Annotated in this window: 20 protein-coding genes; 6 read left to right on the plus strand and 14 right to left on the minus strand. The window is 73.9% G+C overall.

Annotation, left to right across the window (positions count from 1 at the left end; genetic code table 11):
- Positions 1–6: 6 nt before the first annotated feature.
- The 7 genes from L3X23_RS27350 to L3X23_RS27380 all read right to left on the minus strand — a co-directional run bounded on the left by L3X23_RS27350 (position 7) and on the right by L3X23_RS27380 (position 7987).
- Positions 7–1092, minus strand: coding sequence for a DICT sensory domain-containing protein (locus L3X23_RS27350; protein WP_237195655.1), 1086 nt, complete (start codon positions 1090–1092; stop codon positions 7–9).
- Positions 1093–1168: 76 nt separating this feature from the next.
- Complete coding sequence (gene ppc / locus L3X23_RS27355; protein WP_237195656.1) at positions 1169–3919, minus strand: phosphoenolpyruvate carboxylase; 2751 nt, start codon at positions 3917–3919, stop codon at positions 1169–1171.
- A 187-nt stretch (positions 3920–4106) separates the two neighbouring features.
- The gene (locus tag L3X23_RS27360) at positions 4107–4379 is read right to left on the minus strand and encodes an HPr family phosphocarrier protein (RefSeq protein WP_093083225.1); all 273 of its coding nucleotides are present in this window, start codon (positions 4377–4379) and stop codon (positions 4107–4109) included.
- Positions 4380–4393: 14 nt separating this feature from the next.
- The gene (locus L3X23_RS27365) at positions 4394–5848 is read right to left on the minus strand and encodes a PTS fructose transporter subunit IIC (RefSeq protein ID WP_237195658.1); all 1455 of its coding nucleotides are present in this window, start codon (positions 5846–5848) and stop codon (positions 4394–4396) included.
- Positions 5845–6297, minus strand: coding sequence for a PTS sugar transporter subunit IIA (locus L3X23_RS27370; RefSeq protein WP_237195660.1), 453 nt, complete (start codon positions 6295–6297; stop codon positions 5845–5847). Before L3X23_RS27370 ends, L3X23_RS27365 begins: the two co-directional genes overlap by 4 nt.
- Complete coding sequence (gene pfkB / locus L3X23_RS27375) at positions 6294–7229, minus strand: 1-phosphofructokinase (protein ID WP_237195661.1); 936 nt, start codon at positions 7227–7229, stop codon at positions 6294–6296. The genes L3X23_RS27370 and pfkB overlap by 4 nt, the downstream gene beginning before the upstream one ends.
- Positions 7226–7987, minus strand: a complete 762-nt coding sequence (locus tag L3X23_RS27380) for a DeoR/GlpR family DNA-binding transcription regulator (protein WP_237195662.1) — start codon at positions 7985–7987, stop codon at positions 7226–7228. The genes pfkB and L3X23_RS27380 overlap by 4 nt, the downstream gene beginning before the upstream one ends.
- Positions 7988–8095: 108 nt before the next feature.
- Here L3X23_RS27380 and L3X23_RS27385 point away from each other — a divergent pair, with 108 nt between their 5' ends.
- Both L3X23_RS27385 and L3X23_RS27390 read left to right on the plus strand, forming a co-directional pair.
- Positions 8096–9724: a phosphoenolpyruvate--protein phosphotransferase gene (locus L3X23_RS27385; RefSeq protein ID WP_237195663.1), complete on the plus strand. Its 1629-nt coding sequence runs from the start codon at positions 8096–8098 to the stop codon at positions 9722–9724.
- A 22-nt stretch (positions 9725–9746) separates the two neighbouring features.
- Positions 9747–11090 (plus strand): YdiU family protein, encoded by a 1344-nt coding sequence (locus tag L3X23_RS27390; RefSeq protein ID WP_237195664.1) that lies wholly within the window; start codon positions 9747–9749, stop codon positions 11088–11090.
- A 4-nt stretch (positions 11091–11094) separates the two neighbouring features.
- On the opposite strand, the gene L3X23_RS27395 is transcribed toward L3X23_RS27390, so the two are convergent.
- Positions 11095–11415 carry a metalloregulator ArsR/SmtB family transcription factor gene (locus L3X23_RS27395; protein ID WP_237195665.1) on the minus strand — a complete coding sequence of 107 codons (321 nt, stop codon included), beginning with the start codon at positions 11413–11415 and terminating at the stop codon, positions 11095–11097.
- Positions 11416–11506: 91 nt separating this feature from the next.
- Here L3X23_RS27395 and L3X23_RS27400 point away from each other — a divergent pair, with 91 nt between their 5' ends.
- Positions 11507–13492, plus strand: coding sequence for a heavy metal translocating P-type ATPase (locus tag L3X23_RS27400; protein WP_237195666.1), 1986 nt, complete (start codon positions 11507–11509; stop codon positions 13490–13492).
- Here the strand turns inward: L3X23_RS27400 and L3X23_RS27405 are convergent.
- Entirely contained in the window at positions 13421–13990 is a 570-nt protein-coding gene (locus L3X23_RS27405) for a TetR/AcrR family transcriptional regulator (protein WP_237195667.1), read from the minus strand. The genes L3X23_RS27400 and L3X23_RS27405 overlap by 72 nt on opposite strands.
- Before the next feature lie 45 nt (positions 13991–14035).
- Between L3X23_RS27405 and L3X23_RS27410 the strand changes: the two genes are divergently transcribed.
- Positions 14036–15784 carry a HAMP domain-containing sensor histidine kinase gene (locus tag L3X23_RS27410; RefSeq protein WP_237195669.1) on the plus strand — a complete coding sequence of 583 codons (1749 nt, stop codon included), beginning with the start codon at positions 14036–14038 and terminating at the stop codon, positions 15782–15784.
- Between the two features lie 13 nt (positions 15785–15797).
- Here the strand turns inward: L3X23_RS27410 and L3X23_RS27415 are convergent, their stop codons facing one another.
- Entirely contained in the window at positions 15798–16466 is a 669-nt protein-coding gene (locus tag L3X23_RS27415) for a response regulator transcription factor (RefSeq protein ID WP_093083197.1), read from the minus strand.
- Positions 16467–16540: 74 nt separating this feature from the next.
- On the opposite strand from L3X23_RS27415, the gene L3X23_RS27420 reads away from it, so the two are divergent.
- Together L3X23_RS27420 and L3X23_RS27425 are read left to right on the plus strand one after the other, a co-directional pair.
- Complete coding sequence (locus L3X23_RS27420; RefSeq protein ID WP_237195671.1) at positions 16541–17677, plus strand: acyl-CoA dehydrogenase family protein; 1137 nt, start codon at positions 16541–16543, stop codon at positions 17675–17677.
- A gap of 89 nt (positions 17678–17766) precedes the next feature.
- The gene (locus L3X23_RS27425) at positions 17767–18156 is read left to right on the plus strand and encodes a hypothetical protein (RefSeq protein WP_093083192.1); all 390 of its coding nucleotides are present in this window, start codon (positions 17767–17769) and stop codon (positions 18154–18156) included.
- Positions 18157–18170: 14 nt separating this feature from the next.
- Here L3X23_RS27425 and L3X23_RS27430 read toward each other — a convergent pair whose 3' ends face one another.
- The 4 genes from L3X23_RS27430 to L3X23_RS27445 all read right to left on the minus strand — a co-directional run bounded on the left by L3X23_RS27430 (position 18171) and on the right by L3X23_RS27445 (position 21266).
- Complete coding sequence (locus L3X23_RS27430) at positions 18171–18341, minus strand: hypothetical protein (protein ID WP_176921299.1); 171 nt, start codon at positions 18339–18341, stop codon at positions 18171–18173.
- Positions 18342–18488: 147 nt separating this feature from the next.
- Positions 18489–19244 carry a 5'/3'-nucleotidase SurE gene (surE, locus tag L3X23_RS27435; RefSeq protein ID WP_237195672.1) on the minus strand — a complete coding sequence of 252 codons (756 nt, stop codon included), beginning with the start codon at positions 19242–19244 and terminating at the stop codon, positions 18489–18491.
- A gap of 10 nt (positions 19245–19254) precedes the next feature.
- Entirely contained in the window at positions 19255–20430 is a 1176-nt protein-coding gene (locus L3X23_RS27440; protein ID WP_308116947.1) for an MFS transporter, read from the minus strand.
- Positions 20367–21266 (minus strand): ABC transporter substrate-binding protein, encoded by a 900-nt coding sequence (locus L3X23_RS27445; RefSeq protein ID WP_237195674.1) that lies wholly within the window; start codon positions 21264–21266, stop codon positions 20367–20369. The genes L3X23_RS27440 and L3X23_RS27445 overlap by 64 nt, the downstream gene beginning before the upstream one ends.

Consider the following 21266-nt stretch of genomic DNA (forward strand, 5'->3'; position numbering starts at 1 on the left):
CGGCCGTCAGCCCGCCAGGACGCGGACGGGTTGGCGGGTGCGGGAGGCGCCGGCGACCTGGTGGGCGAGCTGCGGGATCGGGAGGGGACGGCGGCGGGTGACGGTCGCCGCCGCGACGCCGGGCAGTTCGACGAACGGGTAGTGGTGGGCGAGCTCGCCCATCCGGGCGCAGGCCTCCTCGCCGAAGCGCGCGACGTCGTCCCGGGTCCAGGAGGGCAGGACGGCGAGGAAGTCGTCCCGGCCCATCCGCACCACGGTGTCGACCTCGCCGAGCATGCTCCCGACCGAGCTCGCCACCCCCTGCAGCGCGGCCAGCTCGGCGCGCAGCCCGTGCTGGGCGCGGACCTGGGACACGCCGAGGACGCGCAGCAGCACCAGGCCGATCGGCAGCGTGCCCTCGCCCAGCCCGCGGGTCCAGCGCTCGAGGAACCGGACGGTGTGCAGGCCCGTCCGCGGGTCGCGGTCGCTCTCCCGGAGCGCGGTGAGCTGCGCCTCGGCCGCGATGCGGCGGCGGTCGGCACGGTCGGCGCGGTCGGTGAGGAACCGCAGCGGCGCGTCCCAGCGGCCCTGCGCCTCGGGTTCCGGGACGGCGACGACCTCCGCGAGCACGTCGTCGATCGCCGCGACCGTGTCGGCGCTCATCGGCAGCGTCGAGCGCAGCCGCAGGATCTCGCGGTAGGCGTCGTCGCGGCGGTAGGACCAGCGACCGCGGAACTGGCGGCCGGACTCCAACGACACCGACCCGGCCGCGACCTGCTCGAGGTCGGTGGCCACCAGCGTCGCGCCGCCGTGGGGGCCCAGCACGGTGATGCTCCACTCGCGGGCGAGCGGGTCGTCGGCGCCGACGAGGGCGTGCCGGACCCCGGGCGGGAGCCGGGGCGGGAGGTCCTCGGCGAGCCCGACCACGACGACCGCGCCGGTCGCCGCGATCGCGCGGTACATCTCGACCTCGCGCTCGAAGTACGAGTACTTCTGGAACATCGCGATCACGACCGACGGCGGCGGCGCGGCGAGGGCGAAGCGCTCCATGGCGTGCGAGACGTCGACGAGCAGGCGCTTGCCGTAGATCCCGTCGTCACCGCTGGTAGGCATCACTTGACGGAGCGTAGCCGCCCCGCGGTCGTGAGTGGTAAGTGGTGCTCTGGCACCACTTACCACTCACAGGGCGTCAGCCGGTGTTCTTCATGCCGGCCGCGATGCCGTTGATCGTCAGGAGCAGGGCGCGTTCGAGGTCCTCGTCCCCCGCGCCCGACTTGCGGCGCTGGGCCAGGAGCTCGACCTGGAGGTGGTGCAGCGGCTCGAGGTAGCCGTTGCGGACCGACAGGGTGTTGCGCAGCACCGGGTGGCGTTCCAAGAGGACCGAGTCCCCGGTGAGGGACAGGACCTCCCGCAGGGTCCGGGCGTGCTCGGTGCGGATCCGCTCGAAGAGCTCCTGCTGCCCGGGCTCGACGAGGGTGGACACGTAGTACTGGGCGATCCGCAGGTCCGTCTTGGCCAGGGTCATCTCGACGTTGCCGAGCAGGTTGGCGAAGAAGGCCCACGCGCGCATCTCGTCGAGCACGTCCCCGTAGCCCGCCTCGCGGGCGGCGCGCAGGCCGCTGCCCAGGCCGAACCACCCCGGGACGACCATCCGGGTCTGCGTCCAGCCGAAGACCCAGGGGATGGCGCGCAGGTCGTCCAGCGACGGGTCCGCCCCGGGCCGCTTCGACGGCCGCGACCCGACGTTCAGCCTGCCCAGCTCGTCGACCGGGGTGGCCGCGGTGAAGAACTCGGGCAGCCGCGGGTCCCCGACGAGCTCCCGGTAGGCCTTCTTGCCCGCCTCGGACACACACGTCATGGCCTCGTCCCAGCGGGCGAGGGTGTCGTCGGGCCAGCGGGACTCGGTGTGCAGCACGCTCGCGTCGAGCATGGCGGCGAGCAGGATCTCCAGGTTGTCGTGCGCCAGGGTGGGCAGCGAGTACTTGTCGGAGATGACCTCGCCCTGCTCGGTGAGCTTCATCGTGGCGTCCACGGACCCGAACGGCGCCGAGGCGATGGCCTCGCCCGCGGGCCCGCCGCCGCGCCCGACCGACCCGCCGCGGCCGTGGAACAGCCGCAGCCGCACGCCGAACCGGGCCGCGGTGTCCCGCAGCTGGCGTTGGGCGCGGTGGATCTCCCACTGCGAGCTGGTGATCCCCGCGCCCTTGTTGGAGTCCGAGTAGCCCAGCATGATCTCCTGCAGGTCGCCGCGGTTGCGGACGTGCTGCCGGTAGCCGGGGTCGCTGAGCAGCCCCTCGAGCAGGTGGCCCGCCTGCGAGAGCTCCTCCACGGTCTCGAACAGCGGCACCAGGTCGACCGAGGACCGGGGGTCGGACTTCAGCTCGACCATGTAGGACTCGCGAGCCAGCACGGCCACGGCGAGGATGTCGTCGACGTCCTGGCACATCGACACGATGTAGGTCCGGGCCACCTCGGGGCCGAACTCGTGCTGGACCTCGTGGAGCATGTCGAAGGTGGCGATCACGGTCCGGGCGGCCTCGGGGAGCCCGTAGTGCCGCCGGATCAGCGGGCGGTTGCCCTGCAGCTCCTTGGACAGCAGCTCGCGGCGCTCATCCCGGCTCAGCTCGGCGTACGGCCGGTCGAGCTCGCCGAGCGAGTCGTAGATCGCGCCGAGGGCGTCGTGGTGTTTCTGGCCGTGCTCGCGGATGTCCAGCTCGGCGAGGTGCAGGCCCAGCGCCCGCGCCGACCGCAGCGCGCGGGCCAGCGTGCCGCCCGCGATGCGCGCGCCGAGGTGCCCCCGCAGCGAGCGGTCCACGACGCCCAGGTCGGCCAGGTAGTCCGCCACGCCCAGGTAGTCGACGCCGGGGACGTGCCTGCCCTTCTCGGCGATCCGGGTGCGGGTGTTCTCCAGCTTGGCCGCGATGTAGGAGAGCTTGAGCCGGTAGGGCTCGAACTGGTTGAGCCGGATGAACCGGTCGTGCACCGCGGGCAGCGCCCGGCGGTCCCGCGCGAGCGCGCCGCGCAGCTCCTCGGAGACCCCCATGACCTTGGTGGAGATCGACAGCTCGCCGATGAGCTGGTCGACCAGCCCGCCGTGGATCCGCAGCGCCCGGTCGGAGTAGAGCTCCAGCACCTCGCGCGTGACGTCCGGGGTGACGTTCGGGTTCCCGTCCCGGTCCCCGCCCACCCAGACGCCGAGGGTCAGCGGCCGGGAGTCCGCGGGCACCTCGAAGCCGTGCGCGATCGCCTCCGCCTCGAACTCACCCACCAGGTCCGGGACCGTCATCGTGCCGAGGCGCTCCATGAACCAGGCCACGTTGCGGGCCTCGTCGAGCACGGTCGGGCGGCCGGGGCGGATCTCGTCGGTCTGCCAGAGCAGGTCGACGAGCGCGCCCAGCTCGGCGTCCGACGCCTGCTGGTCCAGCCCGTCGGCCACGCGCCGCAGGATCGCCAGCACCGACTGCCGGGAGGCCTCGGTCGGGTGCGCGGTGAACACCGGGCGCAGCTGGGCGCGGGCGAGGACCTCCTGCACGGCCTCGTGGTCGGCGTCTCCCGCCAGGCGCTCCATGACGGTGTGCAGCGGGCGGCGGTCGGCCGGGCGCAGCTCCCGCAGCTCGCGGGAGCGGTGCAGCTGCTCGGCGACGTTCGCGAGCTGGAAGTACTGCGAGAAGGCCCGGGCCAGGGTCACCGCGGTGCCGGTGTCCAGCCCGGCGAGCCGCTCGGTGACCGCGTCGGGGTTCTCGCGGGCGAGCTTGCGCACCTCCTCGACCAGCTGCAGCAGCTCGTCTCCCGCCTGGTGCGCGAGCGACTGGCCGAGCATGGTGGACAGCCGCCGGATGTCCGCCCGCAGGGCGCTGTGCTCGGATTCGGAGACGACGCCGGAGTGGGCGGCCAGCGAGTCCGGGGCGAGGAGTTCGGGGCGGTGGGCGCTCGCGGTCACCGTGGGGCTCCGTCCGTCGGTCGGGTCCGCTCGCGTCGCTGGGAACGGCTTCGGCACTTCCGGAGCGGATCCTCCCCCGTCCGCACGGGCGGGGCCATTGCTGGGTCCGCCCCGTTACGGGCACGAAACAAGGAGGCCCGGAGGGCACCCCACGCGGGGTGCCCTCCGGGCAGGTCGATCGGGTCGCTCAGGAGGCGTCCAGATCCTGGGCGAGCAGGTCGGCCAGGGCGTCGAGCGACTCCTCGGCGCCGGGGCCGTCCTCGGCCTCGAGCACGACCTCCTCACCGGAGGCCACGCCCAACCCCAGCACCGAGAGGATGCTGCGGGCGTCGACCGGGCCGCGGTCGCCCGCGGCGATGGTGACCTTGGCGGGCTGCTGCCCGGCGGCCTTGCAGAACAGGTTGGCGGGGCGGGCGTGCAGCCCGACGGACGATCCGACCTTCACGTGGCGCTCGGCCATGGCGTCTCTGCCTCTCAGACGGTGGCCGCACTGCGCGGCGCGGGGACGGTCTCGGCGACGGCCTTCTGCTTCTGGCCGACGGACTTCAGGGCGATCACCAGCGCGGCGGAGACGAGCGTCCCGGCGATGATGGCGACCAGGTAGCCGAACGGGTTCCCGATCAGCGGGATCACGAAGATACCGCCGTGCGGCGCCCGCAGGGTGGAGCCGAAGGCCATGGACAGCGCGCCGGTGACCGCGGACCCGGCCATGATCGACGGGATGACGCGCAGCGGGTCGCCCGCGGCGAACGGGATCGCGCCCTCGGTGATGAACGAGGCGCCCAGCAGCCAGGCGGCGCGGCCGTTCTCCCGCTCGACCTCGCTGAACAGCTTCTTGCGGACCGTGGTGGCCAGCGCCAGGGCCAGCGGCGGCGTCATGCCGGCCGCCATGACCGCGGCCATGATGAGGAGCGCGGTCTGCGACTGCGTGGACAGCCCGGCGACGGCGAAGGCGTACGCGGCCTTGTTGACCGGGCCGCCCATGTCGAAGGCCATCATCAGGCCCAGCAGGGCGCCGAGCAGGATCGCGTTCGAGCCGGAGAGGCCGTTGAGCCAGTTGGTCAGGCCCGCGGTGGCGGCGGCCAGCGGCTGCCCGACGACCACGAACATGATCCCGCCGACGATCGCGGTGCCGATCAGCGGCAGCACCAGCACCGGCATGATCCCGGCGATCGCCCGGGGCGCCTTCCACTTCTTCATCCAGAAGATCAGCCCACCGGCCAGCAGGCCCGAGACCAGACCGCCGAGGAACCCGGCGCTCGTCTGGACCGCGACCAGTCCGCCGACGAAGCCGGGGACGAGGGCGGGCCGGTCGGCGATCGCGTAGGCGATGAACCCGGAGAGCACCGGGACCAGCAGGCCGAACGCCAGTGCGCCGAGCTGGAACAGCAGCGCCGCCCAGGACAGGTGCGAGGTCCAGTCGAAGCCCTCGGTGACCTTCGGGGCCTCGGTGATCTGGTAGCCGCCGAGGGCGAACCCGAGGGCGATCAGCAGGCCGCCCGCGGCGACGAACGGGATGACGTACGAGACGCCCGTCATCAGCCAGCCGCGGACCTTCGACGCCGCGCCGGGGCCGGACTGCTTGACCGCGAGCACCGGCTCGGCGGACCGGTCGGCGGGCGCGGCCGTCGCGGCGGCGACGGCCTGCTCGACCAGCTGGTCGGCCCCGGAGATCGCCTTCTTGACCCCGCTCGTGACGGTCGGGAGGTGGGCGAAGCGGTCCTTGTCGCGGACCTCGACGTCTGCCGCCAGGATGATGGCGTCCGCCTCGGCGAGCTGCTCCGGGGTGAACGGCGTGGAGCCCGCGGACCCCTGGGTCTCGACGACGATCTCGTGGCCTGCCTCCTCGGCGGCGACCTCGAGGGCCTCGGCGGCCATGTAGGTGTGCGCGATCCCCGTCGGGCACGCGGTGACGGCCAGGAGCTTCATGCTCCGACCTCCTTCTGGATGTAGTCGGCGACGGCTGCGGCGTCGGTCGCGTCGAGCAGTTCCTGCTTGAAGGCCTTGCGGACCAGGCGGCGGGCCAGGGCGGCCAGGACCGTCATGTGGTCGGTGTTCCCGCCCTCGGGGGCGGCGATCATGAAGACGAGCGTGGCCGGCCCGTCCTCGGCGCCGAAGTCGACGCCGGTGGTGCTGCGGCCGAACGCCAGGCTCGGCACGGTGACGGCGGCGGAGCGGCAGTGCGGGATCCCGATCCCGCCCTCGAGCCCGGTGGCCATCTGCTGCTCGCGGGCCTCGATGTCGTCGAGGAACTGCGCGAGGTCGGTGACCCGGCCCGCCTTCGCCAGGCGCTCGGCCAGCGCGGCGACCGCGGCCTGACGGCTGGTCGACGGCAGGTCGAGATCGACGAGATCGGCGGTGATCAGCTGGTCGGTCATGCGGCGTCTCCGGTGAGTGCGAGCTCGGTCTGGGGGGTGCCGACGCGGACGTCGGCGAGGGGGATCTCGTGCGGTGCGGGCATCTCACTGCCCGGCAGGCGGCAGGCGGCGGCGCCGTAGGCGACGGCGCGGGCCAGGGCGTCCGGTCCGGTGCCCCCGGCGGCGAGGAAGCCCGCCAGGGTCGCGTCGCCTGCGCCGACCGTGCTTCGGACGGCGACGGGCGGGGTGGCGGCGTGCCACTCCCCGGTCTCCTCGACCAGCAGGGCGCCACCGGCACCCAGGCTGACGAGGACCGCGCCGACGCCTCCGGCGCGGAGCTCACGGGCCGCGGCGAGCACGTCGCCGAGGCTGTCGAGGGAACGGCCGACGAGCTCGGCCAGCTCCTCGTGGTTGGGTTTGATCAGCGCGGGGCCCGCCTTGACGGCGGCGGCGAGCGGCTCGCCGCTGGTGTCGACCGCGGTCCGGGTGGCGGACCGCGCGACGAGCGTCGCGTGGAAGTCCACCGGCATGCCCTCGGGCAACGAACCGCAGCTGACCAGCCAGGACGCCTCCCGCGACCGGGCGACGGCCTGTTCGGCGATCTCGGCGATCTCGTCCTCGGTGAGGACCGGACCGGCTTCGTTGAGCTTGGTCGTGGTCCCGTCCGGCTCGACGATGGTGATGTTGGAGCGGGTCGCCCCGTGGATGGGGACGGTGACGGCGGGGACGCCGAGCACGTCGAGCAGGCCCTGCAGGCGCCCGCCCGGCGCCCGGCCCGAGGGCAGCACGGCGAGGGTGGGCACGCCCGCGCGGGTGAGTGCGCGGGAGACGTTGACGCCCTTGCCGCCCGGGTCGAGCCGCCCGGACTGCGCGCGGTGCACCTCGCCCCGGCGGAGCTGGAGGACCTCGACCGTGCGGTCCAGGCTCGGGTTCGGTGTGACGGTGACGATCATGCGCGTACCACTCTCGGTCCGGCGGCCTCGATGGCCGCGGCGGCGTCGTCGTCCAGGTCGGTGTCGGTGACCAGCGCGTCCACCTGGTCGAGGCGGGCGAACCGGGTGAACTGGTCGGTGCCGTACTTCGCGGCGTCGGCCAGCACCACGGTCCGGCGGGCGGCGGCGATCATCGCCCGCTTGGCGGCGGCCTCGGCCGGGTCCGGCGTGGTCAGCCCGCGCTCCGGCGAGAACCCGTTGGTCCCCACGAACGCGACGTCCACGGTGAGGGTGGCCAGGGTGTCGGTCATCCAGTCGTCGACGGTCGCCATCGTGGTGCCGCGCACGCGCCCGCCGAGCAGCCGGACGATGACGTTCGGCCGGGTCGCGAGGATCGACGCGATGGACAGGGAGTTGGTGACCACGGTGATCTCGCGGTCCGTCGGCAGCGTCTGGGCGAGCCGGGCGGTGGTGGTGCCCGCGTCGAGCAGCACGGTGAGGCAGCCCTCCAGCTCGGCGAGCGCCGCCTTCGCGATGCGCTCCTTCTCCTGGCTGGCCAGGGTGTCCCGCTGGCCGAGGGCGGGCTCGAAGTCCAGCCGGTCGGCGGGGATCGCGCCACCGTGCACCCGGCGGACGAGGCCCTGTCGCTCCAGGGTGCCGAGATCGCGCCGGATCGTCTCCGGTGTGACGTCCAGCTCCTGGGCGACCGACGCCACGTCGACCCGCCCGTCCTCACGGGTACGGGTCAGGAGCCATTGCTGCCGCTCCGCTGCGTACATCTTCGTATGCTCCCGGATTGTTGCCCGATTGCGCTTGCTTGAGTCCGAGTATGTGGGTTCTACTGGTGTTCGTCAACGGGTCACGGCGAAGTCATCCGAGGAGATCTCATGCAGCTACAGGGCATTCCCGCCAGCCCCGGCCGGGCCGGGGGCCGCGTCGTTCGGGTGGCCGACGCCCCGGGTGAGCCGCCGCTCGGGCCCGTTCCCACCGATCCGGACACCGAAGCGGACCGGATCGGACCCGCCATGTCGCTCGTCGCCGCGCGACTGCAGGCCCGGGCCGACGTGGCGTCCGGGGACGCGCGGGAGGTCCTGGAGGCGACCATCACGATGGTCGGCGACCCGGCCCTGCTGGACAACGCCCGCGGCCTGGTCGCCCGGGGGCGCCCCGCCCCACGCGCGGTGTGGGAGGCCGGGTCGCAGTTCGCGGACATGCTCGCCGGGATGGGCGGGTACATGGGCGAGCGTGCGACGGACGTGCGGGACGTGCGGGACCGCATCGTCGCCGAGCTGCTGGGCCTGCCCGCGCCGGGCGTCGCGGACCTGTCCGAGCCGTGCGTGCTGGTGGCCGCCGACCTCGCGCCCGCGGACACGGCCGGGCTCCAGCCGGGCATCGCCCTCGCCCTGGTGACCGAGCAGGGCGGGCCGACCAGCCACACCGCGATCCTGGCGCGTTCGCTGGGGATCCCCGCGGTGGTGGGCTGCGCGGGGGCACGGTCGCTGGGCGACTACGTGATCGTCGACGGGTCGGCCGGGACCGTCGAGGAGGTGGCCTCGGCCGCCGAGGCCCGGGTCGAGGGCGCCGCCGCCCAGCAGGCGACGTGGGACGGGACGGGTCGCACCGCCGACGGGCACCGGGTCCCCCTGCTGGCCAACGTCGGGGATGCGGCCGGGGCCGCGCAGGCGGCGGACCGGGCGGCCGAGGGCGTCGGGCTGTTCCGCACCGAGCTGGCCTTCCTCTCCGCCGCCGAGGAACCCTCCGAGCAGCGCCAGCGCGAGGTCTACGACGGCGTGCTGAGCGCGTTCGCCGGCAGGCCGGTGACCGCCCGGACCCTCGACGCGGGGGCGGACAAGCCCCTGCCGTTCCTCACCCTCGAGGGCGAGCCGAACCCCGCGCTCGGCGTCCGTGGCCTGCGGATCGCCCGCGTCCCGGGCAACGGCGCGGACGTCCTGGAGCGCCAGCTCGCCGGGCTCGCCGCGGCCGCCAAGGAGACCGGCGCGGAGCTGAAGGTCATGGCGCCCATGGTCGCGACGGCCGAGGAGGCCCGGTTCTTCGTGCAGCGCTGCCGCGCGCACGGGATCACCTCCGCGGGCGTGATGATCGAGATCCCGGCCGCGGTGCTCACCGCCCGGGAGATCATGGCCGAGGTGGACTTCGTGTCCGTCGGCACGAACGACCTGGCCCAGTACCTGTTCGCGGCCGACCGCCAGTCCGGGCCGGTCGCCGCGCTCAACGACCCGTGGCAGCCCGCCCTGCTGCGGCTGGTGCGGCTGCTGGGTGAGGCGTCGGCGGAGACCGGGGTCCCGGTGGGCGTGTGCGGTGAGGCCGCGGCAGACCCGCTGCTGGCCACGGTGCTGGTCGGCCTGGGTGTGGCGAGCCTGTCGATGGGCTCGGGGTCGCTCGCGGCGGTCGGCGCGGCCCTGGCCGAGGTCACCCTCGAGCAGTGCCGGGACCGCGCCGCGGCCGCCTGCGCCGCCCCCGATCCCGCCGCCGCCCGAGCCGCTGCCCGGGGCTGATCCGACACGTACCCTCGGGGTCATGAGCACCGCGGTCGGCATCGCCCTGGAGAACGGCTACGCCCGCGCGCTGCCCGAGCTGGGGGTGCCGTGGACGGCCGATCCCGCGCCGGACGCGCAGCTGGTGCTGGTCAACACCGGTCTCGGGATCGACCCCGCCGTCGTCACGCCGGAGAACCTGTTGGGCGAGGGCGTGGCGATGGCCTACGCCGGGCACCAGTTCGGCAACTACAGCCCGCGCCTCGGTGACGGCCGCGCCCTGCTGCTCGGCGAGCTGCCGGACGGTCGTGACCTGCACCTCAAGGGATCCGGGCGGACCCCGTTCGCCCGCGGCGGGGACGGCAAGGCGCCGCTGGGGCCGATGCTGCGCGAGTACGTGGTCAGCGAGGCCATGCACGCCCTCGGCATCCCGACGACCCGGTCGCTCGCCGTCCTCGCGACGGGGGAGCCGGTGCTGCGCGAGCGCGGCCCCGAGCCGGGCGCGGTGCTCGCCCGGGTCGCCGCGAGCCATCTGCGGGTCGGCACGTTCCAGTACGCGGCGGCGACCGGGGACGTCGCGCTGCTGCGCAGGCTCGCCGACCACGCGATCGCCCGCCACCACCCCGGGTCGACCGACTATCTGGACTTCTACCGGCGCGTGGTCGAGGCGCAGGCCGCGCTCGTCGCGCGCTGGATGCAGGTCGGGTTCGTCCACGGCGTGATGAACACCGACAACACCACGATCTCGGGCGAGACGATCGACTACGGCCCCTGCGCCTTCCTGGACGTCTACGACCCGGCGACCGTGTTCAGCTCCATCGACCGCGGCGGCCGCTACGCCTTCGGCAACCAGCCCGCCGTGCTGCAGTGGAACCTGGCCCGGCTGGGCGAGGCGCTGCTCCCGCTGATCGACGAGAGCCAGGACGCGGCCGTCGAGCGGGCCACGGAGGTCGTGCGCGGCTTCACCGCCGCCTACGACACCGCGCTGCGGGCGGGCTGGCAGGCCAAGCTCGGCCTGGCCGAGGCCCCCGGTGCCCTGCTCGACGACCTGTTCGCCGTGCTCGCGGAGCAGCGCCTCGACCTGACCGCGACGATGCGCGGGCTGGCGGAGCACCTGCGCGGCGGCCCCGCCCCCGTCGAGGGCCCGTGGCTCGCGCGGTGGCGGGCCGAGCACCCCGACCCGGCGGCGATGGACCGGGCCAACCCGGTCTACGTCCCCCGCAACCACCTCGTGGACGAGGCGCTGACCGCCGCGGTGGCGGGCGACCTCGAACCCCTCCAGTGGCTGCTCGAGGTCCTGACTCGGCCCTTCGAGGTCCGCCCCGGCTTCGAGCGTTACGCCGTCCCGGGGGACGGCACGCCCTTCGTGACCTTCTGCGGCACCTGACCGCTCAGCGGGTGAGGTTCGCCGCCTGGCCCAGCGCCTCGCTCAGCAGCGCGCGCACGTGCGCGCTCTCCGCGGTGTAGTAGACGTAGGTGCCCTCGCGGCGCCCCTCGACCAGCCCGGCGAGCCGGAGCTTGGCCAGGTGCTGGCTCACCGCGGTGGGCGCCGCGCCGACGAGGTCGGCGAGGCAGGCCACGGACGTCTCACCCTGCAGCAGCGCCCACAGGATCTTGATCCGGGTGGGGTCGGCGAGCAGACGCATGGAGTCGGCCGCCCGGCGTACGTCCTGCTCGGGCGGCATCGCGAAGTCCGGGATGCCCTCGTGCACGGTGCGGAGTCTACCGAACATCTGAGCGGTCTCACAGGTGTCTCTGCACGCAGGTTCCTGTATGCGTGCATGCGAAGGTATGTTGGCACGCATGTTCTCGATCCCCGAGGTGCGGCACGCGGTGTTCGCGCTCGTCGCGTTCGCCGCGGCCGTCCCCGCCGACCTGCTGGGCGCGCCGTGGCCGCTGGTCGCCCTGCTCTACGTCGCCTGCTACGTCGCGGGCGGCTGGGAGCCGGCGTGGTCGGGGCTGCAGGCGCTGCGGGAGCGGACCCTGGACGTCGACATCCTCATGATCGTCGCCGCGCTCGGGGCCGCGGCGATCGGCCAGTGGCTGGACGGCGCGCTGCTCATCGTGATCTTCGCGAGCTCCGGTGCGCTGGAGGCGGTCATGACCGCGCGCACCCGGGCGAGCATCACCGGTCTGCTCGACCTCGCCCCCGAGACCGCCCACCGGATCGACGGCACCGTCGAGACCCGGGTGCGGGCCGCCGACCTCCGGATCGGGGACGAGGTCCTGGTGCGGCCGGGGGAGAAGATCCCCGCGGACGGCGTCGTGCTGTCCGGGACGAGCGAGGTGGACGCGTCGAGCCTCACGGGCGAGCCGCTGCCGGTCCGCCGCGAGCTGGGCGACCCGGTGTTCGCGGGCACGGTCAACGGCACCGGGGCACTGACCGTGCGGGTGCGCACCGACCCGGGCGAGACGGTCGTGGCCGGCATCGCCGCGCAGGTCGAGCGGGCGGCCGAGACCAAATCGGATCGCCAGCTGTGGGTCGAGCGGGTCGAGCAGCGGTACTCGGTCGTCGTGGTCGCGGCCGCGATCGCCGTGTTCGTGGTGCCGCTGCTGCTCGGCGAGGACCTGCGCGCGGCGCTGCTCCGGGCGATGACCTTCATGATCGTGGCGTCGCCGTGCGCGATCGTGCTGGCGACCATGCCGCCGCTGCTCGCCGCGATCGCCGTCGCGGGTCGGCGCGGCGTGCTGCTCAAGGAGGCGGGGGTCGTCGAGGCGCTCGCCGAGGTCGACGCGGTGGTGCTCGACAAGACCGGCACGGTCACCTCGGGCCGCCCGCAGGTGCGCTCGGTCGTCCCGGCAGAGGGCTGGTCCGAGTCGGAGGTCCTCGCCCTCGCCGCCGCGGCGGAACAGGGGTCGGAACACGTGCTCGCCCGCGCGGTGGTGGGGGAGGCCGAACGCCGGGCGCTGCGCCTCCCGACCGCGCGCGACACGGAGGCCCTGCCCGGCGAGGGGGTGACCGCGCTCGTCTTGTACGGGGGGTCGCGGGTGCAGGTCACGGTCGGCCGTCCGAGGATCGGCGACCAGGACGGCACGTATCGTGCTCCCGCTGTTGCGGGCACCGCGCTGAGCGCACAGGACTCGCGATCGTGCAGCAGTGAGAGCACGAAACGTGCGGTCGAGCGGGCCGAGCGGGACGGCCACACCGCGGTCGTGGTGTGGGCGGACCAGGAGCCGGTCGGGGTGCTCGTGCTCGCCGACGAGCCCCGGGCCGGGGCGGGGGCGGCGATCGCGGCGCTGCGCACCACCGTCGGCGCCCCCACCCTGCTCACGGGAGACGCCGAGGGGCCGGCGCGGGCGGTCGCGGCGCGGACCGGGATCATCGCGGTGCGTGCCGGGCTGACCCCCGCGGAGAAGAGCGCGCACCTGCCCCCGCGCGCCCTCGCCGTCGGGGACGGGCTGAACGACGCGCCGTTGCTGGCGGGCGCCCACGTCGGGCTGGCCGTGGGCGACGGGGCGGCCACACTCAGCGTCGAGGCGGCGGACGGGGTGCTGGTCCGGGACCCGCTCGGCGCGCTCGCGCCGCTCGTCGTGCTGGCCCGGCGGGCCCGCCGGATCGCCCGGGCGAACCTGGCGTTCGCCGCGGCGGTGATCGTCGCGCTGGTCACCTGGGACCTGGTGGGGACCCTGCCGCTGGCGCTCGGCGTCGCGGGGCACGAGCTCTCGACCGTGCTGGTGTGTCTCAACGGCCTCCGGATCCTCGTCCGGCCGGGATGGTCAGCGGGGCAGGAGCGCGGCGAGCGCCATGCGGCGCAGGACGTCCGCGACGTCGTGGGGAGCCGGGCGTGAGTGCGGGGTGGAGTTGAGCAGCCCGAACGCCCCGTGCGCGGCGACCCGGGCCTCCTCGGCGCCCCACGAGGGATGCAGCCCGCGCAGCGCGTCGACCCAGATCTCCACGTAGGTGCGCTGGACCCGGCGGACCCGGCGCCGGTCGTCCTCGGACAGGTTGTCCAGGTCGCGGTCCTGCACCACGATCAGCTCGGGCTCGCGCAGCGCGAAGGCCAGCTGGAAGTCGACGAGGGCGGCCACCACCTCGCGCGGTGTGCCGTCGGTGAGCGCCCGGGCCCCGGCGAGCAGCCGCTCGCTGATGTCCACGAGCAGCTCCGCGAGCAGCGCCTCCTTGCCCGGGAAGTGCCGGTAGAGCCCCGGGCCGCTGATCCCGACGGCCGCGCCGAGCTCCGCGATGCTGACCCCGTGGTAGCCGTGGCGGGCGAACAGGACCGCGGCCGTGCGGAGGATCTGGTCCCGGCGGGAGACCGCGGGATGATCACTGCGAGGCGCGGCCATGGCCGTTCAGCCTATACACAGCGGTCGGCGTTTACCCTGGTCGGCATGGCTCGCGCACCGGGATCAGGCGTGCGGGACCGGCTGCGCGCGCGTCTGGGTGTGCGGACGACGACCGCGCTCGCCGCGGCCGTCACCGTCGCCGTGGTGCTGGTGGTGGCCGGTGCCGCGCTCGTCCTCGGGCTGAACGCGCTCCTCCGGATGCAGATCATGGCGGCGGCGGACCAGCAGGCCACCCAGCTCGGCGAGCGGGTGGCGGCGAACTTCGCGGGCTCGGACGACATCAAGCGCAACGCCATCCTGGCCACCGGCAAGCGCTCGGACTACGTCGAGGTCGTCACCGACTACAACGCCGACCCGAACCACGAGCCGGACGTCCAGAACATCGGCTCCTCGGACCCGCTGCCCGAGTACCCGCTGATGTCCGACCTGCTCCTGCAGCCGGGCGAGACGGACACGGTCGACACCTGGGTCACGCTGAACGAGGGCAAGGACGTCGAGGTCCTGGTGCTCGCGAAGGGCTTCGAGTTCCCGCCGACGGGTCAGCACTTCACGGTGCTCGCCGCGCAGCCCGTGGACTTCCTGCACCGGGCGGTCGACACGGTGATGGCGATGGTGCTGGTCGGCATCCCGGTGCTGGTGGTGCTGGTCGGCGGGTTCACCTACCTGTTCGCGGGCCGCGCGCTGCGTCCGGTCGAGGCGATCCGCGCCCGGGTGGCCGGACTGACCGACCGCGACCTGGGCCAACGCGTCCCGGTGCCCGCCGCGCGGGACGAGGTGGGCATGCTCGCCGAGACGATGAACCAGATGCTCGGCAGGCTGGAGGGCAGCCAGGTCATCCAGCGCCGCTTCGTCGCGGACGCCAGCCACGAGCTGCGCAGCCCGCTGACGACCATCGCGTCGGGGCTCGAGCTGCTCGACGGCACGGTCGACGAGGCGGACCGCTCCACGGTCCACACCCTGCGCGGCGAGGCCGCCCGCCTGGACCGCCTGGTCGACGGGCTGCTGCTGCTCGCCCGTTCGGACGAGCGTGGCCTGCAGCCCCACCGCGAGGACGTCGACCTCGACGAGATCGTCGAGGCCGAGCGCGGGCGCCCGTCGGACGTCGGCGGGGTGGATCCGGAGGTCCGCGCCGATCCCGTGCGGGTCTCCGGTGACCGTGCGCAGCTGGTGCGGGCCGTGCGGAACCTGGTGGACAACGCGCGCAGGCACGCCCGGTCCCGGGTGGTCGTCACGCTCGTCGCGGACGGCGCGTCCGCGGTGGTGGACGTGGCGGACGACGGTGCGGGCGTGCCCCCCGCGGACCGCGGGCGGGTGTTCGAGCGGTTCGTCCGCCTCGACGACGCCCGGGCCCGCGCCGACGGCGGCGCCGGGCTCGGCCTGGCGATCGTCAAGGAGATCGTCACGGCGCACGACGGCACCGTCGAGGTCCTCGACTCGCCCCTCGGCGGCGCCCTGTTCCGGATCCGGCTCCCGCTGGTCGACGCCGGCGTGCCCGACCCGGACCCGGAACCGGCGCCCGTGCTCTACGACGACCGCCCGCCCGTCCCGCGCCCGGCGCCGGAACCCGGCTACGGCGCGTGGACCGGGGAGGAGCAGCCCACCCGGCCGACACCCACCGGCGGCGGACCCGACCAGCCCACCCGCCCGGTGCCGCGCCCCACCCGCCGCCCGAGACCGCACCCGGCGGACGCGGGGCCCACCCGCCCCACCCCGATCCGCCTCGGCGACGCGACCAGCCCGGCGGACGTCAACCCGACGGGCCCGCTCCCGGTCGTCCCGCCCCTGCAGCGGTGACGGACCCCGGGACTCACTCGGCCATGCGGTAGCCGACGCCCCTGAGGGTCTCGATGGTGTGGGTGTCGAAGGGGGCGTCGATCTTCTTGCGCAGGTAGCCCACGTAGACCTCGACGACGTTGACCTCGCCGTCGTAGTGGGCGTCCCAGACCGCGCGCAGGATGTCGGTCTTGGTCACCACCTCGCCTGCGCGGCGCATCAGGTGCTCGAGCACCCCGAACTCCCGCGGGGTCAGCGTGATCTCGGTGTCCCCGCGGTGCACACGGTGGCGCGCCGGGTCCAGGGACAGGTCGCCGACGGTGAGCACCGCGGGCCGCGCGTCTCCTGCGCGGCGCTGCAGGGCCCGCAACCGGGCCAGCAGGACGACGAAGGAGAAGGGCTTGGTGAGGTAGTCGTCGGCGCCGAGGTCGAAGGCGTCCGCCTCGTCGTACTCGCCGTCCTTCGCGGTGAGCATGAGGACCGGGGTCCAGACGCCGGCCGCGCGCAGCCGCTCGAGGATCCGGTACCCGGACAGCCCCGGCAGCATGATGTCGAGGATCAGCACGTCGTAGCCGCCCCGGAGGGCGGTGTCGAACCCCGACGGCCCGTCGTGTCGGACGTCCACGCTGTGGCCCTCGCGCACGAGGCCGCGCCGGACCATCTCGGCCAGCGGGCGTTCGTCCTCGACCAGCAGCAGGCGCACCCGGACACCGTAGGGCAGCCCCCTGTGACGCACCTGAGTGGCGATCGACGTTAACGTTCATTAACATCGCACCCATGGACCTGGAGCTGAGCGAGGAACACGCGGCACTGCGGGCGACCGTGGAGGACTTCGCGCAGAAGGAGGTCGCCCCGGTCATCGGGGAGTTCTACGAGCGCGGCGAGTTCCCCTACGAGATCGTGGCCAAGATGGGCGCGATGGGCCTGTTCGGGCTGCCGTTCCCCGAGGAGCACGGCGGCATGGGCGGGGACTACTTCGCGCTCTGCCTGGCCCTCGAGGAGCTCGCCCGGGTCGACTCGTCGGTCGCGATCACGGTGGAGGCGGGCGTCGGGCTGGGGGCGATGCCGATCCACCGCTTCGGCACCGACGAGCAGAAGGCCCGCTGGCTGCCCGCGCTCGCGGCGGGCGAGCGGCTGGGCGCGTTCGGGCTCACCGAGGCCGGCGGCGGGTCCGATGCGGGCGCCACCCGCACCACCGCCCGGCTCGACGGCGACGAGTGGGTGATCAACGGGTCCAAATGCTTCATCACGAACTCCGGCACCGACATCACGTCGCTGGTCACGGTCACCGCCCGGACCGCGCCGACCGAGATCTCCGCGATCATCGTGCCCGCCGGGACCCCGGGTTTCACGGTGAGCGAGAAGTACTCCAAGGTCGGCTGGTCGGCCAGCGACACCCGCGAGCTGTTCTTCGACGACGTCCGGGTGCCGCGGGAGAACCTGCTCGGCGAGCAGGGCCGCGGCTACGCCCAGTTCCTGTCCATCCTCGACGAGGGACGGGTCGCCATCGCGGCCCTCTCGGTGGGTCTGGCCCAGGGCTGTGTCGACGAGTCGGTGCGCTACGCCCACGAGCGCGAGGCCTTCGGCCACCCGATCGGCAAGTACCAGGCCATCCAGTTCAAGATCGCCGAGATGGAGGCGCGGGCGCACACCGCGCGGCTGGCGTACTACGCCGCGGCGGCGAAGATGCTGCGCGGCGAGCCGTTCAAGAAGGAGGCCGCGATCGCCAAGCTGGTCTCCTCGAACGCCGCGATGGACAACGCCCGGGACGCCACCCAGGTCTTCGGCGGCTACGGCTTCATGAACGAGTACCCGGTCGGGCGGTTCTACCGGGACGCCAAGATCCTCGAGATCGGCGAGGGCACCAGCGAGGTGCAGAAGATGTTGATCGCGCGCGAGCTCGGTCTGCGGTAGGTCTCGACGCGGGTCGGTCGCTCACCGGTAGGGTCGCCCTCGGGTTTTCAGCCAGGGCCGGACTGTCCGGCCCGACGGGGAGGTCAGACGTGGCGAGCTGGGACGATCTGGTGTCCTACGTCCGGGTGCGGTACGAGATCATGCGCTCGACCGACACCGAGCTGTGGTTCAACCTGCCGACGACGGGGGAGCGCACGCAGCTCGTCGTCGTCCGGAGCATCACCGGTGCGGACGGTGAGCCGGGCGCGCAGATCGCCTCGCCGGTGGGCAAGCTGACCGACCTCGACCTGCCGCACCTGCTCGCCGCGGCGGGCGAGCAGGCCGTCGGCGGGGTCGTGGCGCAGGACGGCGTGGTCGTCTTCCGGCACGCCATCCCGCTGCACGAGGGGGAGCTGGCGGCCTTCGACGGCCCCTTCCAGCACGTCGTGCACGTCGCGGACGAGCTGGAGGAGCTGCTCACCGGCGGCGACGAGCACTAGGCCGCGCGCGGTCGTCAGACCGGGCTCGGCTCCAGGGCCTGTTCCACCACGATCCGCAGCCGGGCGAGCAGGAGATCGGCCTCCGCCCAGCTCAGGACGCCGGTGGCCACGCCACCGCGGATCTCTTCGGCCACCGAACGCGCGAAGCGGGTGGACCACTCGTGTCGTGCCTGCCCGTCACCCATCGTCACAGTGTGGGCTATGCCACTGGTCACGCCCGATCCGGGAGTGCGTCGTGGCGCACCGTCTCCTCGGGGGCGCCGCAGCGGCCGCTCAGGTGAACATCCCGTGTACTGAAGGTCACCGAGAGCCGCCCTCTCGGTGACTCAGCGTCACAGCAGGCCGGGGACGGTCGACACCGTGCGGAGCTCGCTGATCGTCGGGTGCCCGGCCGCCAGGAGGGCGACGTCGGTGCCCGGCTCGTGCGGCTCGTCCGGGCTCGTGACGGTCGCCTGCCAGGTGGCGGGGGCGCCGTCGACACCCGCGGTGTGGGCGATCCGGACCTGCACCGCGCCGACCGACGCGAGCGTGGCCTCCCGCAGCGGGCCGAGCTCGGCGCTCGGGAGGTCCGGGGCGTTGAGCGACAGCACGGTGCCCGCGGGTCGGGCCGTCAGCAGCTCCAGCGCGCGCGGGAGGAGATCGACGACCGCCTCCCAGTGTGCGTCGGCGGCGCCGTCGAGCCCGCAGTCCAGCGAGGTGGCGAGCGCGGAGCAGCCGTGCATCGACGCGGTCAGTGCGGCGCCGACGGTGCCGGAGTGGATCACCGACAGGCCGACGTTCGCGCCGATGTTGATGCCGGACAACACGATGTCCGGGGCCTGCTCCAGCCAGCCCTCGAACGCCGAGTGCACGATGAACGCCGGATGCCCCTCGACGGACCAGGCGGGTGCGTCGACCCCCGGCAGCGCGGCCTCGTGCACCCGCACCCGCCGGTCCTCGACCACGGCGAACACCGACGCGCCCACGCCGGTGGAGTCCACGTGCGGCGCCGCGACGATCACCTCCAACCCGGCCGCGAGCGCTCCGCGCGCGAGTGCCACGAGCCCGGGGGAGTCGATGCCGTCGTCGTTGGTGATCAGTGCACGCACGCCGATCACGCTACCCACCCCGGCGAGCGGGGACCCGGACGAGGAGCAGCAGGGCGATGAGCGGGGCCAGCGCGGTGGCGGCGAACCCCCAGGCCCCGTAGGCGCTGTGCAGGGGCACCCACAGCAGCGGGGCCAGTGCGCCGCCGAAGAACTGGAAGGACAGGGCCAGCGAGGCCGCGCCCGCCCGGTTGTCCGGCGCGCTGGTGGCGGCCACCGAGTTGACCGTGGTGCGCAGGCCGGTCACCGCGACGCCGACGGCCGCGATCCCGACCCCCAGCACGAGAACCGTCGGGCCGAGCGCCGCGACCAGCAGACCCGCGGCGAGCAGCACGTTCATCGCGACGCCCGTCCGTCTCGGGCCGAACGCGTCGAGCCGCCGACCCAGCAGCGGGGCCGCGAGCAGACCCGCCACGCCGAACGCGGCGGCGAGCAGCCCCCGCTGCCACGGCCCCAGCCCGAACTCCTCCTCCGCCCGCAGGATCGACAGCACCGTCAACCCGACCGCGCCGAGGTAGCACAGGAACGACAACGCACAGGCCAGCGCCAGGTTCCGGTTGGCCAACGCCCGCACGGACGGCCGCCCGCGGGGCGTCCCCGTCGTCATCGTCGGCGAGCAGACGGCCAGGACCAGGGCCACCACGGCGGGGAAGCCGAACGCCAGCCGCCAGTCCACCGCGGCGGACGGTCCCGAGACCAGCGGGCTCGCCGCCTGCCCGGCCGCCTGCAGCCCCGCGAAGAGCGCCAGCGCCCGCCCGAGCCGGTCCCGCGGGACCAGGTCGGTGATCGCCGCGACCAACAGCGGGGTGGTGAAGGCGTTCGTCGCGCCCTGCGCCGCCCGGGCGGCGAGGAACCACTCCATCGTCGGTGCCAGCACACACGCCGCGCACGCCACCACGAACAGCAGCAGCGAGACCCGCATGGTCCGCGCGCGCCCCCACCGCTCGGCGAGGGTGCCGCTGACCAGCATCAACGCCGCGAACGGCAGCATGTAGGCCGTGACCGCGCCCGCCGCGAGCTCCGGGGTGGAGTCCAGACCGGCCGCGACCTCGTGCACCATCGGCGTGACCATGGTGCTGGCGTAGGGCCCGAGGAACCCGCCGACGTAGAGCGGCCAGACGCGGGTCAGACCTCGACGAGGTTCTTCACGAGCCCGTCGTAGCTGTTCGTGTCCTCGATCAGACCCCACGAGACCATCCAGTCGTAGGTGCGCTGGAACTGGTCCTGCGGGTACGGGGCCGGGTCGACGTAGCGCAGCCGACCGAGCGGGATCTCGTGCGGCTCCACGGTGCCGAGCTCGGCGGGGATCTCCGCGGTGAGGTGGTGCAGGTACGGGCGCGGGTCCTCGTTGATCTTCGCCACGGCCCGGACGACGGCGCGGTTGATGCGCTCGTGGGTGTCCGCGTCGACCTCGGGGCTGGCGATCTCGGCGCCGACGTAGAACGCCTCGGCCAGCACCTTGTAGCCCTGCTTCTCGGCCAGGGTGATCCACGGCTCCATCAGTGCGGCGGCCTCGACGGTGCCGTCGCGCAGCGCCTCGAACCGGACCTGCGGGCCGCCGTAGTGCGCGATCTTGATCTCCTCGCGGGGCAGGAAGCCCTCGAGGGTCTGCAGCGCGACGTAGTGCGAGCCGTGGTGGAAGTTCACCGCGACGGTCTTGCCCGCGAGGTCCTGCGGGTGCGTGGCCGGGTGGTCGCCGCGGACCATGATCGCCTGGCCGTTGACCGCGGCGCGCTTGGAGACGATCCGGCCGCCGACGGTGGTGTCCTGGGTGCGGCGGACCTGGCCCCACTCGCAGGCGCGGTAGAGGGACGCCTCGCCGGACTCGAAGTGGGACTTGGTCGAGCCGAACGAGCTCAGCAGCTGGTGGTCCTCGACCGGGGAGATGCCTGCCCGGGCGTAGTCCTTGGTCACGAACTCGACGTCGACGCCCTCGTCGTCGAAGTAGCCCTCGTCCTTCGCGACGAGCTGGGGCAGCGAGAAGACCAGGGAGAGCAGCTCCATGGTCACCTTGGGGCGGGTCAT

The sequence above is a fragment of the Pseudonocardia sp. WMMC193 genome, from assembly GCF_021728735.1.
GTDB classification, from domain to species: domain Bacteria; phylum Actinomycetota; class Actinomycetes; order Mycobacteriales; family Pseudonocardiaceae; genus Pseudonocardia; species Pseudonocardia oroxyli.